Origin of the sequence: Streptomyces sp. NBC_00102, assembly GCF_026343115.1 — a bacterium.
Lineage (GTDB): Bacteria > Actinomycetota > Actinomycetes > Streptomycetales > Streptomycetaceae > Streptomyces.
Genome location: NZ_JAPEMC010000001.1, coordinates 5,248,485 through 5,270,449, shown reverse-complemented (window position 1 = coordinate 5,270,449; position 21,965 = coordinate 5,248,485). Strand labels below are relative to the sequence as shown.

Genomic DNA, 21,965 nt, shown 5'->3' with positions numbered 1-21,965 from the left:
GCGGCTCCCTCACACCCCGATGAGCCGCAGCGATCCCCACAGCGCGACCGTGGAGACGGCGAGCGTGGCGGGGACGGTCAGCAGGCCGAGCCGGGTGAAGTGGCCGAGGTCGGGCGGGGAGTCGTGGGCGTGCAGGATGCGGCGCCACAGCAGCGTGGCCAGCGAGCCGACGTACGTCAGGTTCGGGCCGAGGTTGACGCCGATCAGCGCGGCGAGCAGCGGTCCGGGGCCGGCCGCCGCGACGACCGGCAGCAGGGCGAGGATCGCCGGGAGGTTGTTGATCAGGTTGGCCAGCACGGCGGCGACGGCGGCGACGGCGAGGAGCGCGGTCAGCGAGGAGCCGCCGGGGAGCAGGTTGCCGATGCCGGTGCCGAGCCCGTGGTCCACGACGGCCTTGACCACGACGCCGAGGGCGAGCACGAAGAGGCAGAACGGCAGGTTCGCCGAGTGCAGCAGCCGCAGCGGTGTGGTCTTCCGCTGCCCGAGCGCACGCACCCCGAGGACCAGCGCGCCGGCCAGGGCCGCCCAGAGGGGTTCCGCGCCCGCGAAGGAGGTGACGACGAACCCCAGCAGGGTCAGTACCAGCACCACCAGGGTGAAAACGGGCACCTCGGTGCGTTCGGCCTCCGGGTCCGGCGCGTGGGCGCCGGCCGCGAGGTCCTCGGCGAAGACCCGGCGGAAGACGACGTACTCGACGGCGATGGCGGCCAGCCAGGGCAGCGTCATCAGCGCGGCGAACCGGGTGAAGGAGAGCCCGCTCGCCGTGAAGGCGAGGAGGTTGGTGAGGTTGGAGACGGGGAGCAGCAGCGACGCGGAGTTCGCCAGGTGCGCGCAGGCGTAGACGTACGGCCGTGGGCGCGCGCCGACCCGGGCGGCGGTGGCGAAGACGACGGGGGTCAGGAGCACGACCGTGGCGTCCAGCGAGAGCACGGCGGTGATGACGGAGGCCACCACGAACACCCCGCCGAGCAGCGGTCCGGTGCGGCCCCCGCAGAGCCGGGCGACCAGGTCGCCGGCCGCCTTGAAGAGCCCTTCGTCGGCGCAGAGCTGGGCGAGTACCAGGATCGCGGCGAGGAAGCCGACGACGGGCAGCAGGTCCCCGGTCTGCTCGCGCGCCTCCGAGAGCGGTACGGCCCCGATCGCCACCACCAGCACGGCGGCGGGCACGGCGAGCACGGCCTCGGGCAGCCCGCGGGGGCGTACGACGGCGAAGGCCAGGACCGCGAGGAGGACGACGACGGAGACCGTCGCGGCGAGCACGGTGTTCAGCGGACCCTCCGGGACCGACGGGCCCGCCACCGGGGCGGGCAGGGGAACCAGGAACAGAGACGGCGGCCGTCGCACGCGCGAAGGGGCGGCGCACCCGAAAACGCCGGATGCGTCGCCCCTTCGTGCGTACGGAGTCGCTGAGCGGGAGGGGTCAGCCCTCGACGCCGAGCTTCTCCAGGATCAGCTCGCGGACCCGGGCGGCGTCGGCCTGGCCGCGGGTGGCCTTCATGACCGCGCCGACGAGCGCGCCCGCCGCCGCGATCTTGCCGGCCCGGATCTTGTCCGCGATGCCCGCGTTGGCGGCGATGGCCTCGTCCACGGCCGTGGACAGCGCGCCCTCGTCCGAGACGACCTTCAGGCCGCGCTTCTCGACGACGGCGTCCGGGTCGCCCTCGCCCGCGAGGACGCCCTCGATGACCTGGCGGGCCAGCTTGTCGTTGAGGTCGCCCGAGGCGACGAGCTCGGTCACCCGGGCGACCTGCGCCGGGGTGATGGGCAGCTCGTCGAGGCCGCGGCCGGTCTCGTTGGCGTTGCGGGCCAGCTCGCCCATCCACCACTTGCGGGCCTGGTCGGACGGGGCGCCCGCCTCGGTGGTGGCGACGATCAGGTCGACGGCACCGGCGTTGAGGATCGACTGCATGTCGAACTCGGAGACGCCCCACTCCTCGCGGAGCCGGTTGCGGCGCAGGCGCGGCAGCTCGGGGAGGCCCTTGCGGAGCTCCTCGACCCACTCGCGGGCCGGGGCGACCGGCACCAGGTCCGGCTCCGGGAAGTAGCGGTAGTCCTCGGCGTTGTCCTTGATGCGGCCGGCCGTGGTGGAGCCGTCCTCCTCGTGGAAGTGCCGGGTCTCCTGCACGATCGTGCCGCCGGAGGAGAGCACCGCGGCGTGCCGCTGGATCTCGAACCGGGCGGCGCGCTCGACGGAACGCAGGGAGTTCACGTTCTTCGTCTCGGAGCGGGTACCGAAGGTCTCGGTGCCGTTCGGGCGCAGCGACAGGTTCACGTCGCAGCGCATCTGGCCCATCTCCATGCGGGCTTCCGAGACGCCGAGCGCCTTGATGAGCTCGCGGAGTTCGGCGACGTACGCCTTGGCGACCTCGGGGGCGCGGGCGCCGGCTCCCTCGATCGGCTTGGTGACGATCTCGATGAGGGGGATGCCCGCGCGGTTGTAGTCGAGCAGCGAGTGCGAGGCGCCGTGGATGCGGCCGGTGGCACCGCCGACGTGCGTCGACTTGCCGGTGTCCTCCTCCATGTGGGCGCGCTCGATCTGCACCCGGAAGATCTCGCCGTCCTCCAGCTGGACGTCCAGGTAGCCGTTGAAGGCGATCGGCTCGTCGTACTGGGAGGTCTGGAAGTTCTTCGGCATGTCCGGATAGAAGTAGTTCTTCCGGGCGAAGCGGCACCACTCGGCGATCTCGCAGTTCAGCGCGAGGCCGATCTTGATGGCGGACTCGACGCCGATCTCGTTGACGACGGGGAGTGCGCCGGGCAGACCGAGGCAGACCGGGCAGGTCTGCGTGTTGGCGTCCTGCTTGAGCTCGGTGGAGCAGCCGCAGAACATCTTGGTCTTGGTGCCGAGCTCGACATGGACTTCGAGGCCCATGACGGGGTCGTACGTCGCGAGAGCGTCCTCGTACGACACCAGGTCAATGACAGTCACGGTGAAACTTTCCCTCTCAGCCCAGCAGGACGTCGTCGTCGCCGAGACGCTTCAGTTCGCGGTACAGGATCGCGAGACCGGTGACGATCGCCGCGGCGGAGACGGCCGCGTCGATCAGCCGGAGCACGTCGTTGTCGTTGCGCGCCAGCTTCGCCTGCTTGGCGACGCTGATCGCCCCGAAGGCGGTGGAGCCCAGCGAGACGTACAGACCGGTCTTGGACTTCTTGAAGTTCTTGGCCTTCTTTGCCATGGCACTCACAGCGACGGAGCCTCCTCAAGCAGCGGGTGACCCCACTGTTCCACGAAGGCGGCCTCGACCGCGGCTCCGACCTTGTAGAGCCGGTCGTCCTGCATCGCGGGGGCGATGATCTGGAGACCGACCGGCAGGCCGTCCTCGGGTGCCAGGCCGCAGGGCAGCGACATGGCGGAGTTGCCGGCGAGGTTCGTCGGGATGGTGCACAGGTCCGCGAGGTACATCGCCATCGGGTCGTCGGCGCGCTCGCCGATCGGGAAGGCGGTGGTCGGGGTGGTCGGCGACACGATGACGTCGACCTCCTCGAACGCCTTCTCGAACTCGCGGGTGATGAGGGTGCGGACCTTCTGCGCCGAGCCGTAGTACGCGTCGTAGTAGCCGGAGCTCAGGGCGTACGTACCGAGGATGATGCGGCGCTTGACCTCGTCGCCGAAGCCGGCCTCACGGGTGAGGGCGGTGACCTCCTCGGCGGACTTCGTGCCGTCGTCGCCGACCCGCAGGCCGTAGCGCATGGCGTCGAAGCGGGCCAGGTTCGAGGAGCACTCGGACGGCGCGATCAGGTAGTACGCGGAGAGCGCCAGGTCGAAGGAGGGGCAGTCCAGCTCGACGACGGTGGCGCCGAGCGAGCGGAGCAGCTCGACCGACTCGTTGAAGCGCTGGACGACACCGGCCTGGTAGCCCTCGCCCGAGAACTGCTTGACGACGCCGACGCGCAGGCCCGCGACGGAGCCGTTGCGGGCGGCCTCGACGACCGGCGGGACCGGGGCGTCGATGGAGGTGGAGTCCATCGGGTCGTGCCCGGCGATGGCCTCGTGCAACAGCGCCGCGTCCAGGACCGTACGGGCGCAGGGGCCGCCCTGGTCGAGGGAGGACGAGAAGGCGACCATGCCGTAGCGGGAAACCGAGCCGTAGGTGGGCTTGACGCCGACGGTGCCGGTGACGGCGGCGGGCTGGCGGATCGAACCGCCGGTGTCCGTGCCGATGGCCAGCGGTGCCTGGTACGAGGCGAGCGCGGCGGAGGAACCGCCGCCGGAGCCGCCGGGGATGCGGGTGAGGTCCCACGGGTTGCCGGTCGGGCCGTAGGCGCTGTTCTCGGTGGAGGACCCCATGGCGAACTCGTCCATGTTGGTCTTGCCGAGGATGACGACGTCGGCCTCGCGCAGCTTGCGCGTGAGGGTCGCGTCGTACGGCGGGACCCAGCCTTCGAGGATCTTGGATCCGACGGTGGTCGGCATGTCCTTCGTGGTGAAGATGTCCTTCAGCGCGAGCGGGACACCGGCCAGCGGGCCGAGCTTCTCGCCGGCGGCCTTCTTCGCGTCGACGGCGCGGGCCTGCGCGAGCGCGCCCTCGCGGTCGATGTGCAGGAAGGCGTGGACCTTCTCGTCGACGGCCTCGATCCGGGCCAGGTGGGCCTCGGTGACCTCGACGGCGGTGAGTTCGCCGGAGGCGATGGCCGCCGCGATCTCGGCCGCGGTGAGCTTGATGATGGTGCTGTGGTCCGTCATGGCTGTTAGTCCTCCCCCAGGATCTGCGGCACCTTGAAACGCTGCTGCTCCTGGGCGGGAGCGCCGGAGAGCGCCTGCTCGGCGGTGAGCGACGGGCGGACCACGTCGGCCCGCATGACGTTGGTCAGCGGCAGCGGGTGGGAGGTCGGCGGTACGTCTTGGTCGGCGACCTCGGAGACGCGGGCGACCGCGCCGATGATGTCGTCGAGCTGACCGGCGAAGTGATCGAGCTCTTCGCCCTTCAGCTCCAGACGCGCCAGCCGGGCGAGGTGGGCGACCTCCTCGCGCGTGATGCCAGGCATGCAGCGATCCTCAGGGGTTGGGGTGTGTGGCTTGGGTGTGTCGCATCGGCCAACAGGATTGGCCAAGTCGGTTTGGCCCCAATCTTATGGGGTCGCCCGCACACGCCTCGGCCACCGGGTGCCGGGCGGCCCCGGCGGGCGGCCCGGGCGCCGCGTCGGGCCGCCCCTGTCCGTACGCCTGCCGGTGCCCCGGCACGCCGGGCCCGTTCCCCTCCGCCGGGGTCAGGCCGGGGCCGGGCCGGTGTTCACGGTGCGGCCCGACGGGAGCTGCCCGGGTTCCTGCGCCGGGGCCTTCTCCGCAGCCGACGTGGCCGACGCGGCAGATACCGTCGACGCCGCCGACGCCGCCGTCGCCGACGACGCGGCCACCGCCTCGGCGGCCTTCACGTCGGCCGGGCGCCGCCAGCCGTGTTCGCCGCGCGCCCGCAGCCAGGCCGTCGCCTCCTGCGGCGGCATCGCGGCCGCCACCAGCCAGCCCTGTACCGCGTCGCAGCGCAGGTCCCGCAGCCGCTCCCAGGTCTCGTCGTCCTCCACGCCCTCCGCGACGACCAGCAGTCCGAGCGAGTGGGCGAGATCGATCGTGCAGCGGACGATCTCCGCGTCCTCCTGGTCGACGGCGAGCCGCGCGACGAAGGACCGGTCGATCTTGAGTTCGCTCACCGGCAGCCGGCGCAGGTGGACGAGGGAGGAGTACCCGGTGCCGAAGTCGTCGAGCGACATCTTCACGCCGTGTCCGGTGAGTCCGGCGAGGGTGTCGGCGGCGCGCTGCGGGTCCTCCAGCAGTACGTGTTCGGTTATTTCCAGCTGGAGGGAGCCGGCCGGGACTCCGTGGCGGGCCAGCCGGGCGGCCACGCCGCCGGCGAATCCGGGGGTGTGGACGTCCCTCGGCGAGACGTTGACGGCGACGGGCACGAAGAGGCCCTCCGCCCGCCAGCGGGCGACCTGGGCGAGCGCGGTCTCCAGGACGTACTCCGTCAGGTGCGGCATCAGCCCGGACGACTCGGCGATGGCGATGAACTCGTCCGGGGGGACCCGGCCGCGCTCGGGGTGCACCCACCGCACCAGGGCTTCGAGCCCGGCCACCTGGCCGTCGAAGCGGACCTTGGGCTGGTAGTGCAGCTCGACGTCGCCCGCGTCCAGCGCCCGGCGGAGGTCGCCGAGGAGGCCGAGGCGGTCCGGGGTGTTGCTGTCCCGCTTGGACTCGTACACCTCCACGCCCGTGCGGTCGCGCTTGGCCTGGTACATCGCGACGTCCGCGCGGCGCAGCAGCCCCTCGGCGTCCTGGGCGTGTTCGGGGTGGACGGCGACCCCGGCGCTCGCCTCCAGCACCAGGGTGAGTCCGTCGAGGTCGAGCGGCGAGGAGAGTTCGGCGACCAGGTGCCGGGCGACGCGCTGGGCGCTGGTGGTGGACTCGGTGTACGGGAGCAGCACGGCGAACTCGTCCCCGCCGAGGCGGGCGGCCTCGGCGCCGCGCGGCAGGGCGAGCCGGAGGCGGTCCGCGATCTGGAGCAGCAGCCGGTCGCCGGCCAGGTGGCCGAGGGTGTCGTTGACGGCGCGGAAGCGGTCCAGGTCGATGAGGACCAGGGCGGAGCGGTTGCCGAGGGGTTCGGCCTCCTCCAGCGCGGACCAGATCCGCTGGAGGAGCCACTGCCGGTTGGGCAGCCCGGTCAGCGGGTCGCGGAGCTGTTCCTCGGCGCGGGCGCGGGCGATCCAGAGGGTGGAGTCCAGCGCGATGAGCGGCACCGCGAAGAGCGGCAGCAGGACGGGCATGGTCATCGCGACGACGCAGATCAGCGGGGCGATGCCGAGCAGCGCGACGGCGACGAGTCCCTGGCGCAGCAGGGTGGTGCGGGCGATGGTCGGCAGTCCGCCGCCCTGGGGGGCGCGGGCGTACCAGAGGAGGGCGCGGGTGACGAGGAGATGGGTTCCGGCGCAGAGCACCACGGCCGGGAGGGTGTCCATGCCCCAGTCGAGTGGCTGCCAGGGGGTCTCGACGCTGGGTTCGACCCCGAATCCGGCGAGCACGAGGGCGGCGGCGCCGATGCCGAGTATGTCCACGGCGCCGTGCAGGAGGCCCTGCTGCCAGCGGTGGCGCCGGGCGACGCCCACGAGGACGACGACGATCACGCTGACGAGTCCGGCGGGTACCCAGCCGTACAGCAGCAGGACGGCGAGGGTCAGCGCGGCGCCGGAGCCGGTGCCGCCCCACCACCGGTCCCGGCCGAGGGCGACCAAGTGGCCGACGATGACACCCGTCAGGACGGCCAGCGACCAGCCCGCCGTGCCGTCCGGGAAGAGGGCGTCGCCCTCGTGCAGACCGCGGCCGAGGCCGGTGACGAGCTGTATGGCGGCGAGCGCCACGAGCAGGGCGCCCACTCTCGGCGTGAGGCCCGCGAAACCTTGCATCCGCGACACCGGCGCGGCGCTCTCGGTCGGCTTCATTCCGTCCCTCTCACAGCCTGCGGTGACAACGTCACACGGTGGCCCCCGCTCCCATGCCACCACGGCCCGCTCCCGCCGTGCAGCCGTGCACGGCGGGCGCAGGAGCCAACAGTAGGACGCCGAGAGCTTCCGGGGCAGCGCTCCGCGCCTCTTGGGGCCGTCCCGTGATTCCCGGCCGGAGCGCGGCAGGGCGGCAGCTCTCCGCCGGGGCGCCGGATCGTCCACACATGTCCGGTATGCGAACGCTCCTCCGCCCGGCGACGCACGTGGTCGGCTTCGCACACCGGTCCACCGGGGACGACGCGGCCGCCCGCCGCCCGGACGCTCCCTCCGGGCGCCGCGGACGAACCGCCCGGCTTCCGCCGTGCTCCGAACGGGTGGTGCCGGACACCCCCGGGGGCCATCCCCAGCCGTTCAGGGGGCGGCCGCCCGGATCACTCCCCCTCGGTCGGCAGCGCCACGGCGCGCGCGGCCTCGGGCCCCTCGTCGAGCAGGACCGTGAACCCGGCTTCGTCGAGCACGGCCACCTTGAGCTGCATCGCCTTGTCGTACTTGGAGCCGGGGTTGTCGCCGACGACGACGAAGGAGGTCTTCTTCGACACCGAGCCGGTGACCTTGGCGCCCCGGCTCTGGAGCGCGTCCTTGGCACCGTCGCGGGTGTGGCCGACGAGGGTTCCCGTGACGACGACGGTGAGCCCTTCCAGCGGGCGGGGGCCCTCGTCCTCGCCGGCGCTCTCGTCCTCCATCCGCACACCGGCCTCCCGCCACTTGCGCAGGATCTCCCGGTGCCAGTCGACGGAGAACCACTGCTTGACGGAGGCGGCGATGATGTCGCCGACGCCGTCGGCGTCCGAGAGTTCCTTCTCGGTCGCGGCGTCGATGGCGTCGATGGAGCGGAACTGGCGGGCCAGCTCCTGTGCGGCGACCGGGCCGACGTGCCGGATGGAGAGTCCGGTCAGCAACCGGGCCAGCGGGGCCTGCTTGGCCGCTTCGATGCCCTCCAGCATGGCGAGCGCGTTCTTCTTCGGCTCGCCCTTCTGGTTGGCGAAGACGGTGGCGATCTTCTCCTCGCCGGTCTTCGGATCGCGCTTGGGCAGCCCGCTGTCCGCGTCGAGGACGTAGGCGCGGATGGGCAGCAGCCGCTCGATGGTCAGTCCGAAGAGGTCTCCCTCGTCGAGCAGGGGCGGTTCGGCGGGTTCCAGCGGCTGGGTCAGGGCGGCTGCGGCGACGTAACCGAAGTGGTCGATGTCGAGGCACTTGCGGCCGGCCAGGTAGGAGACGCGTTCGCGCAGCTGGGCCGGGCAGGAGCGGGCGTTGGGGCAGCGGAGGTCGACGTCGCCCTCCTTGGCCGGCTTCAGCGGGGTGCCGCACTCGGGGCAGATCGCGGGCATGACGAACTCCCGCTCGGTGCCGTCGCGCAGGTCCACGACCGGGCCTAGGATCTCCGGGATGACGTCTCCGGCCTTGCGCAGCACGACGGTGTCGCCGATGAGGACGCCCTTGGCCCTGACGACCTCCTGGTTGTGCAGGGTGGCGAACTCGACCTCGGAGCCGGCCACCTTCACGGGCTCCACCTGGGCGTACGGGGTGACCCGGCCGGTGCGGCCGACGCCGACGCGGATGTTGAGCAGCTTGGTGTTGACCTCCTCCGGGGCGTACTTCCAGGCGATGGCCCAGCGCGGGGCGCGGGCGGTGGAGCCGAGCCGGCCCTGGAGCGGGATCTCGTCGAGTTTGACGACGACCCCGTCGATCTCGTGCTCCACGGAGTGCCGGTTCTCGCCGAAGTACCGGATGAACTCGCGTACGCCGTCGAGGGAGTCCACGACCTTGTTGTGCTTGGCGGTGGGCAGGCCCCACTCGCCGAGCAGCTCGTAGGCGTGCGAGAGGCGGTCGATGTCGAAGCCCTCGCGGGCGCCGATGCCGTGGACCACCATGTGCAGCGGGCGTGTGGCGGTGACCTTGGGGTCCTTCTGGCGGAGCGAACCGGCCGCCGCGTTGCGGGGGTTGGCGAACGGCTTGTCGTCGGCCTCCACCAGGCGGGCGTTGAGCCCTTCGAAGTCCTCCATGGGGAAGAAGACCTCGCCCCGGATCTCGACCAGCGCGGGGACGCGGTCGCCCTTCAGCCGGTGCGGGATCTCGGCGATGGTACGGACGTTGGGGGTGACGTCCTCGCCGGTGACCCCGTCGCCCCGGGTGGCGGCGCGGGTCAGCCGGCCGTGCTCGTACGTGAGGTTGACGGCGAGGCCGTCCACCTTCAGCTCGCACAGGAAGGAGTGGCCGGTGGAACCGACGTCCTTGGCGACCCGCTCGAACCAGGCGGCCAGCTCCAGGTCGTCGAAGGCGTTGTCCAGGGAGAGCATCCGCTCGCGGTGCTCGACCGAGGTGAACTCGGTGATGTACGGGCCCGCTACCTTCTGCGTCGGTGAGTCCGGGGTGCGCAGCGAGGGGTGGGCCTCCTCCAGCGCCTCCAGTTCGCGCATCAGCAGGTCGAACTCGGCGTCGCTGACGACCGGCTGGTCGCGTACGTAGTACCGGAAGCGGTGGTCCTCGATCTGGTCGGCGACCAGGGCGTGCCGCTCCCGTGCCTCGCTGGGCACCTCGGTGTCCTGCTGGATCCGCTCGTCGCCGGTGCCGGCCATCGTCCCGTCCTCCCGTTGGGGTTGTCTCTCGCGTGGTCTCCCGCGTGGTGCGGGGTGCGCGGCGCGGCGCCCCGGGGCCGGGGTGCGCACCGCGCGTCCCGTCACTCGGGGTTGTCCGCGAGGGATCGCGCCGCCCGGGCGCAGTGGGCGAGCGCGGCGCGGGCGTACGCGGGCGAGGCACCCGCGAGGCCGCACGACGGGGTGAGCACGACGGACTCGGCGAGAGTCCCCGGATTCAGCCCCAGCCTGCTCCACAGCGTCCTGACCCCCTTGACGCTACCGCCAGGGTCCGGCAATCCGGCCGAGGCGGCGTCGGTGCCCGGCACGATGCCGAGGAGGAGCTGTGTGCCGCTCTCGACCGCTTCGCCGATCGCCTCCTCCTCACGCTCGGTGAGCAGCGAGAAGTCGAAGGAGACCGCGGCGGCCCCGGCCCGCCGCAGCAGGGCGAAGGGGACACCGGGGGCGCAGGAGTGCACGAGTCCCGCGCCGTCCCCGGCGACGGCGAGCAGGTCGCGCAGGGCGCTCTCCACCACCTGGCGGTCCACGGAACGGTAGGTGCGGTAGCCGCTGGCGGTCCTGACCCCGCCGCCGAGGACCGCGGTCAGGGAGGGTTCGTCGAGCTGGAGCACGACGTCGGCGCCGGGAATCCGGCGGCGCACCTCGGCGAGGTGGGCCTTCAGGCCCTCGGCGAGCGATCCGGCGAGGTCGCGGCAGGCGCCGGGGTCGCCGAGGACGGCCTCGCCGTTGCGCCGCTCCAGGGCCGCGGCGAGCGTCCACGGCCCCACCGCCTGGACCTTGAGCACCCCTTCGTACCCCTGGGTGAACTCCTCCAGGGCGTCGAGGTCCTCGCCGAGCCAGGAGCGGGCGCGGCGGGTGTCGCGGCCGGGGCGGTCGCTGATCCGCCAGCCGCTGGGCTCGACGTGCCCGTACATCTCCACGAGGAGTCCGACGGTCCGCCCGATCATGTCCGCACCGGGGCCCCGGCCGGGGAGTTCCGCCAGGTGGGGGATGCCCTGGCCGTCCGCGAAGGACCCGGTGACGGTCTTCGCCGTCTCCCGCGCGTCGCCTCCGGGCATGGACCCGACCCCGGTCGCCGCGCACTCGCTGAACCTGCTCTTCTCGCTCACCCGGGAAGCGTACGGTCCCCGGGCGGCGATCCCCGTCCCCAGGGCGGAGGCCCAGGGGGGCGGGGCCCCGGGGCCCGGTGCGGTCCTGGCGGTCCAGGAGCCGCTGAACCGCGCGGGGCCCGGGGGCCCGGTCAGCGCCCGGGGCGGACCGTCAGGTCGTTGACCTCGGCGTCGCGCGGGAGGTCGATCGCCATGAGGATCGTGGTGGCCACCGACTCGGGGTCGATCCACTGCCCGGCGTCGTACTCCTTGCCCTCCTGCTGGTGGACCTTGGCCTGCATCGGGCTGGCGGTGCGGCCGGGGTAGACGGAGGTTACTCGGACGCCGTTGCCGTGCTCCTCGTGGCGGAGCGAGTCGGCGAGCGCCTTGAGGCCGTGCTTGCTGGCGGCGTAGGCGCCCCACTGGGCGGACGCGGAGAGTCCGGCCCCGGAGTTGACGAAGACGACGTGGCCCCGGGAGACGCGCAGCTGCGGCAGCATCAGCCGGGTCAGCTCGGCGGGGGCGACGAGGTTGGCGTTGAGCTGGAAGTGCCAGGCCTTCGGGGTGAGGTCGCCGATGTTCCCCAGCTCGACCACGCCGGCGATGTGCAGCAGCGAGTCCAGGCTCTCCGGCATCGGCTGCTGGCCGAACGCCCAGGAGAGCCGGTCCGGGTTGCCGAGGTCGCCGACGAGCGTACGGGCCCCGGGGTGGAGGGCGGCCAGTTCCTTGGCGCGGCCTGCGTCGCGGGCCAGCAGGACGAGGTCGTCGCCGCGGTGGCGCAGGCGGCGGGCGACGGCTGCTCCGATGCCGGAACCGGCGCCGGTGATGAGGTGGGTAGGCATGGGCTCCATGGTCCCACCCGGTCCCGCACGACCGCCCGGCGGGCGCACGGGAGGGGGTGGGTCACGGATCAGAGCTGCCCCGCGGACTCCTCCAGGTAGGCCAGCGCGCCGACGCCGTCCTCGGCGAAGAAGACGAGATCGGTGAGGGGGACGGGCAGGAAGCCCTCCTCCTCCATCCGCAGGAACTGCTGCCGCAAGCCGTCGTAGAAGCCGTCCGCGTTGAGCAGGACCACCGGCTTGGTGTGCTTGCCGTGCTTCTTGAGCTCCAGGATCTCGGTGGCCTCGTCGAGCGTCCCCGTGCCACCGACCATGATCACGACTGCGTCGGCCTTCTCCAGCAGCAGCGCCTTGCGCTCGGCGAGGTCGCGGGCGATGACCATCTCGTCCGCGTTCGTCCGGGCCTTGTCCGCGAGGAAGTCCACGGAGACGCCGACCAGCCGGCCGCCGGTCTCCTGCACGCCGTCGGCGACCACCTTCATCAGCCCGCTCTCCGAGCCGCCCCAGACCAGGGTGTGTCCGCCGCGTCCGAGCAGCTCGGCGAATTCCCGGGCGGGGCGGGTGTAGCGGTCGTCGAGGTCGGCGGCGGAGAGGAAGACACAGATGTTCATACGGACACCGTACGGCGGGGCACGGGCCGGGTCCGAAGCGGCCCGAGGACCCGGGGCCGGGACGCGCGGGCGGCACGGGAAGAAAACGAGCACACCGTCCGCTGCACCTGTCATGACTTCCCTCAAGGGTCACCGCATCACCGTCGAGCCCGGCACCGAGCACGTCCGCGTGGTCCACGACGGGCAGGTGCTGGCCGAAAGCCGACGGCCGCTCGTGCTGCGCGAGACCGGCTGCCCGGTCCGCTACTACCTGCCACCCGAGGACGTCCGTACCGGGCTGCTGACGGCCTCCGAGACTCGGACGCACTGTCCGTTCAAGGGAGATGCCTCCTACTGGTCGCTGCCGTCGGCACCCGACCTCGTCTGGGCGTACCTCGATCCGAAGCCCGAAGTGGCGGCGATCAAGGATCACTTCTGCTTCTACGAGATCGAAACGGTCGCCGAATGACCGCCCGCTGACCGCCAACGACTCGGGTGAGCAGATGTTTTGAGCCTGCTTCGGACCGGTAGGAAAAACTCTCCCCGGCAGCGATGAGTTCTCCGGGCACCCGGGGTCTGCCCTGCCATGGACAGGATTCTCTCGCTGGACGGCACCCCGATCGCCTACCGCAGGCAGGGCGACGGGGCGACGGTGGTGCTGGTCGGGGGCGCGCTGAGCACCGCCGCGACCGGGGGCCCGCTGGCGGCGCTGCTCGCGCGCCGCTTCACCGTCGTTACGTACGACCGCCGGGGCCGGGGTGGCAGCGGTGCCGGGCCGGGCGGTCCGTACGCGCTTGGCCGTGAGATCGAGGATCTCGCGGCGGTGGTGGGTTCCGCGGACGGGCCGGTGGCGGTGTTCGGCATGTCCGCGGGCGGGGCGCTGGCGCTGGAGGCGCAGGCGGCGGGCGTCCCGATGGAGGTGCTGGCGGTCTTCGAGCCGCCCTACACCCCGGGCGAGGAGGGGCTCCGCTACAAGGCGCGGTGCACGGCGGAGCTGCGGGAGCGGCTGGCCGCCGGTGACCGGGGCGGGGCGGTGGAGCTCTTCCTGGCGCGGACGGGGGTGGAGCCGGAGACGGTGGCCCGGATGCGGCGGGCACCGCTGTGGGCGGGGCTGGAGGCCCTGGCGCACACGCTGGAGTACGACGACGCGCTGCTCGGGGACGGGGCTCCTCCGCTGGAGCGGTTCGGGGCGGTGACCGCCCGCACGCTGATCGTCAGCGGCGGATTCAGCGCGGGCCCGGTGCGGGAGACGGCGCTCGCGCTGGCCGGGGCGATCCCGGACGCCCGGCACCGGACGCTCAGCGGTCAGACCAGGGAGCTCTCGCCGCAGGTGCTCGCGCCGGTCCTCATGGACTTCTTCGCCCGCCGGGGGCTGGTCCCCCAGGCGTGAGGCGGACTTCCCGCGGCCGGTCGCACGGACCGGCCGCGGGAACCGCGCCGAGCGCTTCTCAGGAGGCGGCCGGGGACGTCTCGCGCCGGACGGTGGCCGCGATGGTGGCCGAGCCGACGACACGGGTGCCGTCGTAGAGCACGACCGCCTGGCCGGGGGCGATCCCGCGCACCGGTTCGGCGAAGGTGACGTGCAGGGTGCCGTCGACCAGTTCGGCGGTGACCTCGGTCTCCCCGCCGTGGGCGCGCAGCTGCGCGGTGTACGTACCGGGGCCCGCCGGGGCGGTGCCGCACCAGCGCGGCTTGATGGCGGTGAGGGCCGTGACGTCGAGGGCCTCCACCGGGCCGACCGTGACGGTGTTGTTCACCGGGGAGATGTCCAGGACGTACCGCGGCTTCCCGTCGGCGGCCGGGTGGCCGATCCGCAGGCCCTTGCGCTGGCCGATGGTGAAGCCGAAGGCCCCGTCGTGGGTGCCGAGCTTGGCGCCCGACTCGTCGACGATGTCGCCCTCGGCCTTGCCGCCCAGCCGGCTCGCCAGGAAGCCCTGGGTGTCGCCGTCGGCGATGAAGCAGATGTCGTGGCTGTCGGGCTTCTTGGCGACGGCGAGTCCGCGGGCCTCGGCCTCGGCGCGGATCTCCTCCTTGGTGGTGAGGGTGTCGCCGAGCGGGAACATCGCGTGCGCGAGCTGCTTCTCGTCCAGCACCCCGAGGACGTACGACTGGTCCTTGGCCATGTCCGAGGCGCGGTGCAGCTCGCGGCTGCCGTCCTCGTTCAGTACGACGGTGGCGTAGTGGCCGGTGCACACGGCGTCGAAGCCCAGGGCGAGCGCCTTGTCGAGCAGCGCCGCGAACTTGATCTTCTCGTTGCAGCGCAGGCAGGGGTTGGGCGTGCGCCCGGCCTCGTACTCCGCGACGAAGTCCTCCACGACGTCCTCGCGGAAGCGTTCCGCCAGGTCCCAGACGTAGAACGGGATGCCGATGACGTCCGCCGCGCGGCGGGCGTCCCGGGAGTCCTCGATGGTGCAACAGCCGCGCGCTCCGGTGCGGAACGACTGCGGGTTCGCGGAGAGGGCGAGGTGCACACCGGTCACGTCGTGCCCCGCCTCGGCGGCGCGCGCGGCGGCGACGGCGGAGTCGACTCCGCCGGACATCGCGGCGAGCACGCGGAGGGGGCGCTGGGAAGTCTGAGTCATAGCCCGTCCAGAGTACGGGGCTCCGGGAACCGTTCGCCCGCGGATGTGCGTTGCAGCTGTCATGGGAGCCACGGGAGGCAGCGGGTCCGGTCCGGACGGGACGGCAGACGGTGTGAGCCGCCGCACCCTGCTGATCGGCGGCTCGGCCATGGCCGCCGCGGTCACCGCGGCCGCTCTGGCCAGGGACGACCTGAAGCACGCGTGGTGGCGGCTGCCGGGCGTGGAGAAGCCGCGCACCCCTGGCGAGCTGGACTACGCCGGCGCGCGGTGGACGGCCGCCTCGGAGGCGAACTGGCGCCGCGCGGACCGCCCCGACGACTTCTCCGTGGACCGGGTGGTCGTGCACGTCACCCAGGGCAGTCTGGCGAGTGCGGTGCGGGTCTTCCAGGACCCCGCACATCTGGCCGCCGCGCACTACGTCGTGGGCAAGGACGGGTCGGTGATCCAGATGATCCGGGAGCTCGACGTGGCGTACCACGCGGGCAACCGCTCGTACAACGAGCGGAGCGTGGGCATCGAGCACGAGGGGTTCGTGGACCGCCCGAAGGACTTCACCACCGCGATGTACGCCTCCTCCGCGCGGCTGACGGCCTCGGTCTGCGGGCGGTACGGCATCCCCGTCGACCGGGAGCACATCATCGGGCACGTGGAGGTGCCGGGTACGGACCACACCGACCCGGGGCCGTACTGGGACTGGGACCGCTACATCGAGCTGATACGCCGGGCGGCCTCGGGGCGCCCGGCCTGAGCGCGCCCCGAGGGGCTGTTCACTCAGCTGAGTCCGGCGGTGCGGGCGCGTTCGACGGCGGGGCCGATCGCGCGGGCCACGGCGGCGACGTCCTCGGCGGTCGAGGTGTGGCCGAGCGAGAAGCGCAGGGTGCCACGCGCCAGGTCGGGGTCGGTGCCGGTGGCCAGCAGGACGTGGCTGGGCTGGGCGATCCCGGCGGTGCAGGCGGAGCCGGTGGAGCACTCGATGCCCTGGGCGTCCAGCAGCAGCAGGAGGGAGTCGCCCTCGCAGCCGGGGAAGCTGAAGTGGGCGTTGGCCGGGAGCCGGCCGCCGGGGGCGGGGTCGCCGCCGAGCACGGCGTCCGGGACGGTCTCCAGCACGGCCGCGACCAGCTCGTCGCGGAGCCCTCCGACGCGACGGGCGAACTCCTCCCGGTGCCCGGCCGCGTGCTCCCCGGCGACAGCGAAGGCGGCGATCGCGGGCACGTCGAGGGTGCCGGAGCGCACGTGCCGCTCCTGGCCTCCGCCGTGCAGGACGGGTACGGGGGTGTGGGAGCGGCCCAGCAGCAGGGCGCCGATGCCGAACGGCCCGCCGATCTTGTGCGCGCTGACCGTCATGGCGGCGAGCCCGGAGTCCGCGAATCCGACCTCCAGCTGACCGAAGGCCTGCACCGCGTCGGCGTGCATCGGGATGCCGAACTCGTTCGCCACGGCGGCAAGTTCACGGACCGGCATGATGGTGCCGATCTCGTTGTTGGCCCACATCACGGTGATCATCGCGACGTCGTCGGGGTCGCGGAGTACCGCCTCGCGCAGCGCCTCGGGGTGCACCCGGCCGTAGCGGTCGACGGGGAGGTACTCGACGGTGGCGCCCTCGTGTTCGGCGAGCCAGTCCACCGCGTCCAGCACCGCGTGGTGCTCGACCGGTCCGGCCAGCACCCGGGTGCGCCGGGGGTCGGCGTCCCGGCGGGCCCAGTACAGGCCCTTGACGGCGAGGTTGTCGGCCTCGGTGCCGCCTGAGGTGAAGACCACCTCGCTGGGGCGGGCGCCGAGGGCGTCGGCGAGGGTCTCTCTGGACTCCTCGACGGTACGGCGGGCCCGGCGCCCGGCTGCGTGCAGGGAGGACGCGTTGCCGGTCGCGGCGAGCTGCGCGGTCATCGCCGCGATCGCCTCCGGAAGCATCGGCGTGGTCGCGGCGTGGTCGAGGTAAGCCATGGTGCGTCCGATTCTACGAGCCCCAGGCGACCAGCCCGTGAGCGGTGACCGTCACGGCGAGAACCGCGAGGTCGGCGACGCCCAGCGCGAGGCCGAGGAACGCCCTTGCGCGCCGCCCGGTGGAGCGGGCGAGGGCGATGAGCGCCATGACGACGGCGGCGGGGCCGAGCACCAGGTTGAACGCCAGCAGGCCCACCAGGCCGAGAACGAACGAGGCGACGGCGAGCCCGTCGGCGTCCCGGGTCCCCGCCCGGGCGGCCGCCTCGGTGGACGGGACGGCGGTCGGGGCGGCCTCGGTGGACGGGGCGGCCTCGGTGGACGGGGCACCGGCGGCACCCCGGCGGCCGGGGCGCAGGACCGGGGCGACGAGCGTGGAGAGAGCCATGGCGCGAGCTCCTTCGGTCGAAGGGTGGGGAGCGGCGGACGTACGGAGAGTGGCGGGTGGCCGGGAAGCCTCAGTGGGACCGGCGTTCGCGGACCGCGAAGCCGATCAGCCAGCAGCCGATCGCGGCGGCCGAGACCAGGGTCAGCGCGGCCGGAAGGTGCGCGACCGGACCCAGCAGGATGCCGAAGAGGAGCAGTGCGGCAACGAGGGCGATCATGAGCGGCCTTTCTGATCGTCGGAAGAGCTGATCGTCGGGGGCGTACGCGTCCCGGTGCACTTCAGACCCGACAGCGACTGCCGGATCAATTCAGAGCACGACTGTTCACTGACCACTGAGTCTAAACCCGGGTCGCCCGTCCTCGGTCCGGAGAACAGTTGTTTACTGAATGGCATGAGTCACACCCCCGGAGCCCGCGAGGCGCAGAAGTTGAGGACACGTCAGGCCCTGCTGGACGCGGCCCTCCACCTCCTGGAGCACCAGAGCCTGAGCGGCCTCGGCCTGCGCGAGGTGACCCGGGCGGCGGGAGTGACCCCCACGGCCTTCTACCGCCATTTCGAGGACGTGGCGGCGCTCGGGGTGGCCCTGGTGGAACAGACGCTCGGCAGCCTCCACGGCATGATCGGCGCCGTCCTCGCGGAGACCGGGGACAGCGAGGAGCGAATGGACCGGAGCATCGCGGTGACCGTGGGCCACGTGACCGCACGGCCCGGGCACTTCCGCTTCATCGCCCGGGAGCAGCACGGTGGGGTGGCCCGGGTCCGTGCGGCCATAGCGTCCCAACTCACCCTGTTCACCCAAGAGGTGGCCGACGCGCTGGCCGGCGAGCCGGAGTCGGCGGGCTGGAGCCGGGAGGATCTGCTGATGCTGGGCGGCCTCCACGTCGACCACATGGTGACGACCGCCTCCACCCTGCTGGACGCCGCGCCCGGCACCGAGGAGGAGGTCGTACGGGTGGCCCGGCGGCGGCTGCGCCTGATCACCCTGGGCCGTCGGCACTGGCTGGACGGCGAAGGCCGGACGCCTCCGGGCGGTCCGGGGGCGTCCGGCCCCTGAGTGCCGACCGGGAACCGTTTCCGCGAAGGGCCCGCTCCGGTCGCCACACTCGGCGGGCGGCCGGGGCAGCCGCTACGGCTGCTTCCCCTCCCGTGCGGAGAGCGGGGTGGCGATGTCCTCCAGCGACTTCTGTTCGGCGGGCACCGCGAAGAACACCGCGACCAGCCCGGCGGCCACCATCAGCCCCGCCCCGACGCAGAACGCGATGACCGCGTCCCCCACGACCCCGCTCGCGGTGAGCCCGGAGAAGATCAGGGGCCCGGAGATGCCGCCCGCGGCCGTACCGATGGCGTAGAAGAAGGCGATCGCCATCGCCCGGGTCTCCATCGGGAAGATCTCGCTGACCGTCAGATAGGCCGAACTCGCCCCGGCCGAGGCGAAGAACAGCACCACGCACCAGCAGAGGGTCATCGTGGTGGCGGTGAGCACCCCGGCGCCGAACAGCCCGGCGGTGCCGAAGAGCAGCGCGCCGGAGAGGATGTAGGTGCCCGCGATCATCGGGCGGCGGCCCCAGGTGTCGAAGAGCCGGCCGAGCAGCAGCGGGCCGAGGAAGTTGCCGAAGGCGATGACGGCGAAGAAGTACCCGGTGGTCCCGCTGGAGACGTCGAAGAACTTCACCAGGATCGAGCCGAACCCGAAGGTGATGGCGTTGTACAGGAACGCCTGGCCGATGAAGAGCGAGAAACCGAGCGTCGCCCGCTTCGGGTAGTCGCGGAAGAGGGTGCGGGCGATCTCCACGAAGCCGATGCTGCGCCGCTGTTCGATGGTGATCTCGGTGGTGGCCTCGGGGAGCGGCCGGCCCGTCTCCTGCTCGATCTGCTCCTCCGCCGCGTCGACGATCCGTTCGGCGCCTTCGGAGTGTCCGTGGATGAACATCCACCGGGGGCTCTCGGGTACGTGCCGGCGGACCAGCAGGATGACCAGGCCGAGGACCACGCCGAGGGCGAAGGTGAGCCGCCAGCCGATGTTCTTCGGGAAGATGTCGGTGTTCAGGGCGAGTACGGAGAGCAGCGCGCCGCCCATCGCGCCCAGCCAGTAGCTGCCGTTGATGATCAGGTCGACGCGGCCCCGGTACTTGCTCGGAATCAGCTCGTCGATGGCGGAGTTGATGGCCGCGTACTCGCCGCCGATGCCGAAGCCGGTGAAGAAGCGGAAGAGGAAGAACCACCAGACGGAGAAGGAGACGGCGGTCAGCGCGGTGGCGGCGAGGTAGACCGCGAGGGTGATCAGGAACAGCTTCTTGCGGCCGAAGCGGTCGGTGAGCCAGCCGAAGAAGAGGGCGCCCGAGCAGGCCCCGGCGACGTAGAGGGCCGCCGCGAGTCCGGTGACCTGGGCGTCGGTGATCGGCAGACCGCTGCCGTCCTCGGAGAGGCGGCTGGCGATGTTGCCGACGACGGTCACTTCGAGACCGTCCAGGATCCATACGGTCCCGAGGCCGATCACGATCATCCAGTGCCATCGTGACCAGGGCAGTCGGTCCAGGCGGGCCGGGACCTTGGTGGTGATGGTCCCGAGACTCGTACCGTCGCTGTGGCTCATGGGCATTGCCTCCTGGGGTGCGGCGTCGCTGCACCGCCGCTCGGCGCTGAGTCCGGGTACCCGGGGGCCCCTCGGGGCAAACGGCACGTCAGGAGCCGCGCCCCCGGCCGCCGCCGCCCCGGGGGCGGGCCGGGGCGGAAGGGGCCGGAGCGCACAGGACCCGTCCGGCGGTCCACCGGACGGGTCTGGGTCGCACCGCGGGGTCAGCCCCTGGGAGCGCGGGCGAGCTGGCGGGACTGGGCGACGAGCCGGTCCGCGCTGTCCCAGACCTCGGCGTCCTCCTCCAGGAGGCCGCCCGCGAGGTTGCGGGTGGTGATGGCGACGCGCAGCGGACCGGGGGCCGGGCGCCGACGGACGTGGACGGTGAGCTCGACGGTGGGCGTCCACCCCTTGAGGCCGAGTTCGAACGAGGTCGGCGGCAGCGCGTCGACGGTGAGCAGCAGCGAGAGCGGGTCGGGGTCGCGGCCGTCCGCCAGGCCGAACCAGCCGCGCATCTCGCCCTTGCCGGACGGCTTGCCCAGCGCCCAGCCGACGGTCGCGGGGTCGAGCCGGATGTCGAGGCGCTCGGTGATGGCGGAGCTGCCGGGGATCACGTCGCCGCCCGACTCGGCCCCCAGGCACCGGTCGTACGGCGGGATGGCGGGAGGGAGTGCGGTGGTGCGGACCTCGTCGGTGAGGGCGTCGAGGTCGCCGTAGGTGGCGAGCACCCGGATGCGGGCGACCTCGCTGCCGTCCTCGGTGAACTGGTAGAGGGTCGCCTGGCCGGTGGAGAGGGTGCGCCCGGCGCGGACCACCTCGGTACGGATGACGGCGGGGCCGGGTACGGACGCGGTGAGGTAGTGCGCGGTCACCGTGAACGGGTCCGGGTGGGGCAGCGCGTCGCCGAGGGCGCGGCCGAGGAGGGCCAGCAGATAGCCGCCGTTGACCGCCTGGATGATGGTCCACCCCGCGGAGAGCTCCGCGTCGTAGACGCCTTCCTCGCGCCGGACCACCGCGGTGTCCCGGTCGAACTCGCTGTCCCCGACGGTCGCGCGCGCGAGGGTCGCCGGTCCCGAGGTCGTCTGCCCGGTCGGTGCCGGGTGCGCTGCTGCCTGTGCCATGCCGTGCACGCTACACCGACGAATTACTGAGCGGTAGCTTTCCAGGGACGGAGGCCCGGGAGCGGCCTTCTCAGATGCCCGCCGTCCGCTCCTCGCCGCTTGCCGACCGGCGGTTGTACGCACGCGGGGCCCGCCAGTGGAACCGCATCGCCAGCAGCCGCAGCACGAACCCGGTGACGACCGCGAAGCCCGTGGTCAGGCCGTTCAGGGCGTCGAACTGGATGCAGAGCGCGACCATGGAGGCCCCGACGAGCGCGGGCACCGCGTACAGGTCCCGGTCCCAGCGCAGCAGCGAGGGCACCTCGTTGGCCAGTACGTCCCGCAGCACCCCGCCCCCGACCGCCGTCGCGAGGCCGAGCGCGACGGAGGAGGTGAGCCCGAGCCCGTAGTCGTACGCCTTGGTCGTGCCGCTCACCGCGAAGAGGCCGAGCCCCGCCGCGTCGAAGACGTTGACGCCGACCTGGATGCGCTCGACGTGCGGGTGGAGGAAGAAGACCAGGGCGGCCGCGATCAGCGGGGTGAGGAAGTAGCCGAGGTCGGTGAAGGCGGCCGGCGGCACGGCCCCGATGATCAGGTCACGGAAAATCCCTCCGCCCAGCGCGGTCACCTCGGCGAGGACCGCGATGCCGAAGACATCGAAGTTCTTGCGTACGGCGAGCAGAGCGCCGGAGATCGCGAAGAAGAAGATCCCGACGACATCGAGCGCGTGCTGGACGGAGGGCGTGAACAGTTCGGTGAGCACCGGACAATTGTGCCGGT

General features: G+C 72.5%; 21 protein-coding genes. 4 read left to right on the top strand and 17 right to left on the bottom strand.

Annotated features, from left to right (window positions below):
* Window positions 1–9: 9 nt before the first annotated feature.
* The 10 genes from OHA55_RS23535 to OHA55_RS23490 all read right to left on the bottom strand — a co-directional run bounded on the left by OHA55_RS23535 (window position 10) and on the right by OHA55_RS23490 (window position 12,626).
* On the bottom strand, window positions 10–1,269 hold the full coding sequence (locus tag OHA55_RS23535) for an SLC13 family permease (RefSeq protein ID WP_266711091.1): 1,260 nt from the start codon (window positions 1,267–1,269) through the stop codon (window positions 10–12).
* Between the two features lie 151 nt (window positions 1,270–1,420).
* Window positions 1,421–2,929, bottom strand: a complete 1,509-nt coding sequence (gatB, locus tag OHA55_RS23530; protein ID WP_266709415.1) for an Asp-tRNA(Asn)/Glu-tRNA(Gln) amidotransferase subunit GatB — start codon at window positions 2,927–2,929, stop codon at window positions 1,421–1,423.
* 16 nt (window positions 2,930–2,945) lie between these two features.
* Window positions 2,946–3,179 carry a hypothetical protein gene (locus OHA55_RS23525; RefSeq protein WP_073727053.1) on the bottom strand — a complete coding sequence of 78 codons (234 nt, stop codon included), beginning with the start codon at window positions 3,177–3,179 and terminating at the stop codon, window positions 2,946–2,948.
* 5 nt (window positions 3,180–3,184) lie between these two features.
* Window positions 3,185–4,687 carry an Asp-tRNA(Asn)/Glu-tRNA(Gln) amidotransferase subunit GatA gene (gatA, locus tag OHA55_RS23520; protein WP_266709413.1) on the bottom strand — a complete coding sequence of 501 codons (1,503 nt, stop codon included), beginning with the start codon at window positions 4,685–4,687 and terminating at the stop codon, window positions 3,185–3,187.
* 5 nt (window positions 4,688–4,692) lie between these two features.
* Window positions 4,693–4,989: an Asp-tRNA(Asn)/Glu-tRNA(Gln) amidotransferase subunit GatC gene (gatC, locus tag OHA55_RS23515; protein ID WP_266709411.1), complete on the bottom strand. Its 297-nt coding sequence runs from the start codon at window positions 4,987–4,989 to the stop codon at window positions 4,693–4,695.
* A gap of 222 nt (window positions 4,990–5,211) precedes the next feature.
* A complete protein-coding gene (locus OHA55_RS23510) occupies window positions 5,212–7,431 on the bottom strand; it encodes a bifunctional diguanylate cyclase/phosphodiesterase (protein ID WP_266709409.1) in 2,220 nt (739 codons plus the stop codon).
* Window positions 7,432–7,865: 434 nt separating this feature from the next.
* Window positions 7,866–10,070, bottom strand: coding sequence for an NAD-dependent DNA ligase LigA (ligA, locus tag OHA55_RS23505; protein WP_266709407.1), 2,205 nt, complete (start codon window positions 10,068–10,070; stop codon window positions 7,866–7,868).
* Between the two features lie 101 nt (window positions 10,071–10,171).
* Window positions 10,172–11,197, bottom strand: a complete 1,026-nt coding sequence (locus OHA55_RS23500; RefSeq protein WP_266709405.1) for a methionine synthase — start codon at window positions 11,195–11,197, stop codon at window positions 10,172–10,174.
* 131 nt (window positions 11,198–11,328) lie between these two features.
* Entirely contained in the window at window positions 11,329–12,018 is a 690-nt protein-coding gene (locus OHA55_RS23495) for an SDR family oxidoreductase (RefSeq protein WP_266709403.1), read from the bottom strand.
* 68 nt (window positions 12,019–12,086) lie between these two features.
* Complete coding sequence (locus OHA55_RS23490) at window positions 12,087–12,626, bottom strand: TIGR00730 family Rossman fold protein (protein WP_266709401.1); 540 nt, start codon at window positions 12,624–12,626, stop codon at window positions 12,087–12,089.
* A 112-nt stretch (window positions 12,627–12,738) separates the two neighbouring features.
* Here OHA55_RS23490 and OHA55_RS23485 point away from each other — a divergent pair, with 112 nt between their 5' ends.
* Complete coding sequence (locus OHA55_RS23485; RefSeq protein WP_266709399.1) at window positions 12,739–13,074, top strand: DUF427 domain-containing protein; 336 nt, start codon at window positions 12,739–12,741, stop codon at window positions 13,072–13,074.
* A gap of 117 nt (window positions 13,075–13,191) precedes the next feature.
* A complete protein-coding gene (locus tag OHA55_RS23480; RefSeq protein WP_266709397.1) occupies window positions 13,192–13,995 on the top strand; it encodes an alpha/beta fold hydrolase in 804 nt (267 codons plus the stop codon).
* 58 nt (window positions 13,996–14,053) lie between these two features.
* Here OHA55_RS23480 and mnmA read toward each other — a convergent pair whose 3' ends face one another.
* Window positions 14,054–15,187 carry a tRNA 2-thiouridine(34) synthase MnmA gene (gene mnmA, locus OHA55_RS23475; protein ID WP_266709395.1) on the bottom strand — a complete coding sequence of 378 codons (1,134 nt, stop codon included), beginning with the start codon at window positions 15,185–15,187 and terminating at the stop codon, window positions 14,054–14,056.
* A 61-nt stretch (window positions 15,188–15,248) separates the two neighbouring features.
* Here mnmA and OHA55_RS23470 point away from each other — a divergent pair, with 61 nt between their 5' ends.
* The gene (locus OHA55_RS23470; protein WP_266709393.1) at window positions 15,249–15,935 is read left to right on the top strand and encodes an N-acetylmuramoyl-L-alanine amidase; all 687 of its coding nucleotides are present in this window, start codon (window positions 15,249–15,251) and stop codon (window positions 15,933–15,935) included.
* A 23-nt stretch (window positions 15,936–15,958) separates the two neighbouring features.
* Here OHA55_RS23470 and OHA55_RS23465 read toward each other — a convergent pair whose 3' ends face one another.
* From OHA55_RS23465 to OHA55_RS23455, 3 genes are all read right to left on the bottom strand, one after another.
* On the bottom strand, window positions 15,959–17,128 hold the full coding sequence (locus OHA55_RS23465) for a cysteine desulfurase family protein (protein ID WP_266709391.1): 1,170 nt from the start codon (window positions 17,126–17,128) through the stop codon (window positions 15,959–15,961).
* A gap of 13 nt (window positions 17,129–17,141) precedes the next feature.
* Window positions 17,142–17,513, bottom strand: a complete 372-nt coding sequence (locus OHA55_RS23460) for a DUF4190 domain-containing protein (RefSeq protein WP_266709389.1) — start codon at window positions 17,511–17,513, stop codon at window positions 17,142–17,144.
* Between the two features lie 70 nt (window positions 17,514–17,583).
* On the bottom strand, window positions 17,584–17,730 hold the full coding sequence (locus tag OHA55_RS23455; RefSeq protein WP_266709387.1) for a hypothetical protein: 147 nt from the start codon (window positions 17,728–17,730) through the stop codon (window positions 17,584–17,586).
* A gap of 174 nt (window positions 17,731–17,904) precedes the next feature.
* On the opposite strand from OHA55_RS23455, the gene OHA55_RS23450 reads away from it, so the two are divergent.
* Entirely contained in the window at window positions 17,905–18,567 is a 663-nt protein-coding gene (locus OHA55_RS23450) for a TetR family transcriptional regulator (RefSeq protein WP_266709385.1), read from the top strand.
* A gap of 72 nt (window positions 18,568–18,639) precedes the next feature.
* Here the strand turns inward: OHA55_RS23450 and OHA55_RS23445 are convergent, their stop codons facing one another.
* The 3 genes from OHA55_RS23445 to OHA55_RS23435 all read right to left on the bottom strand — a co-directional run bounded on the left by OHA55_RS23445 (window position 18,640) and on the right by OHA55_RS23435 (window position 21,948).
* Window positions 18,640–20,106 (bottom strand): MFS transporter, encoded by a 1,467-nt coding sequence (locus tag OHA55_RS23445; protein WP_266709383.1) that lies wholly within the window; start codon window positions 20,104–20,106, stop codon window positions 18,640–18,642.
* A gap of 203 nt (window positions 20,107–20,309) precedes the next feature.
* Window positions 20,310–21,206: a thioesterase family protein gene (locus OHA55_RS23440; RefSeq protein WP_266709381.1), complete on the bottom strand. Its 897-nt coding sequence runs from the start codon at window positions 21,204–21,206 to the stop codon at window positions 20,310–20,312.
* A gap of 70 nt (window positions 21,207–21,276) precedes the next feature.
* Window positions 21,277–21,948 (bottom strand): trimeric intracellular cation channel family protein, encoded by a 672-nt coding sequence (locus OHA55_RS23435; protein WP_266709379.1) that lies wholly within the window; start codon window positions 21,946–21,948, stop codon window positions 21,277–21,279.
* Window positions 21,949–21,965 lie beyond the last annotated feature (17 nt).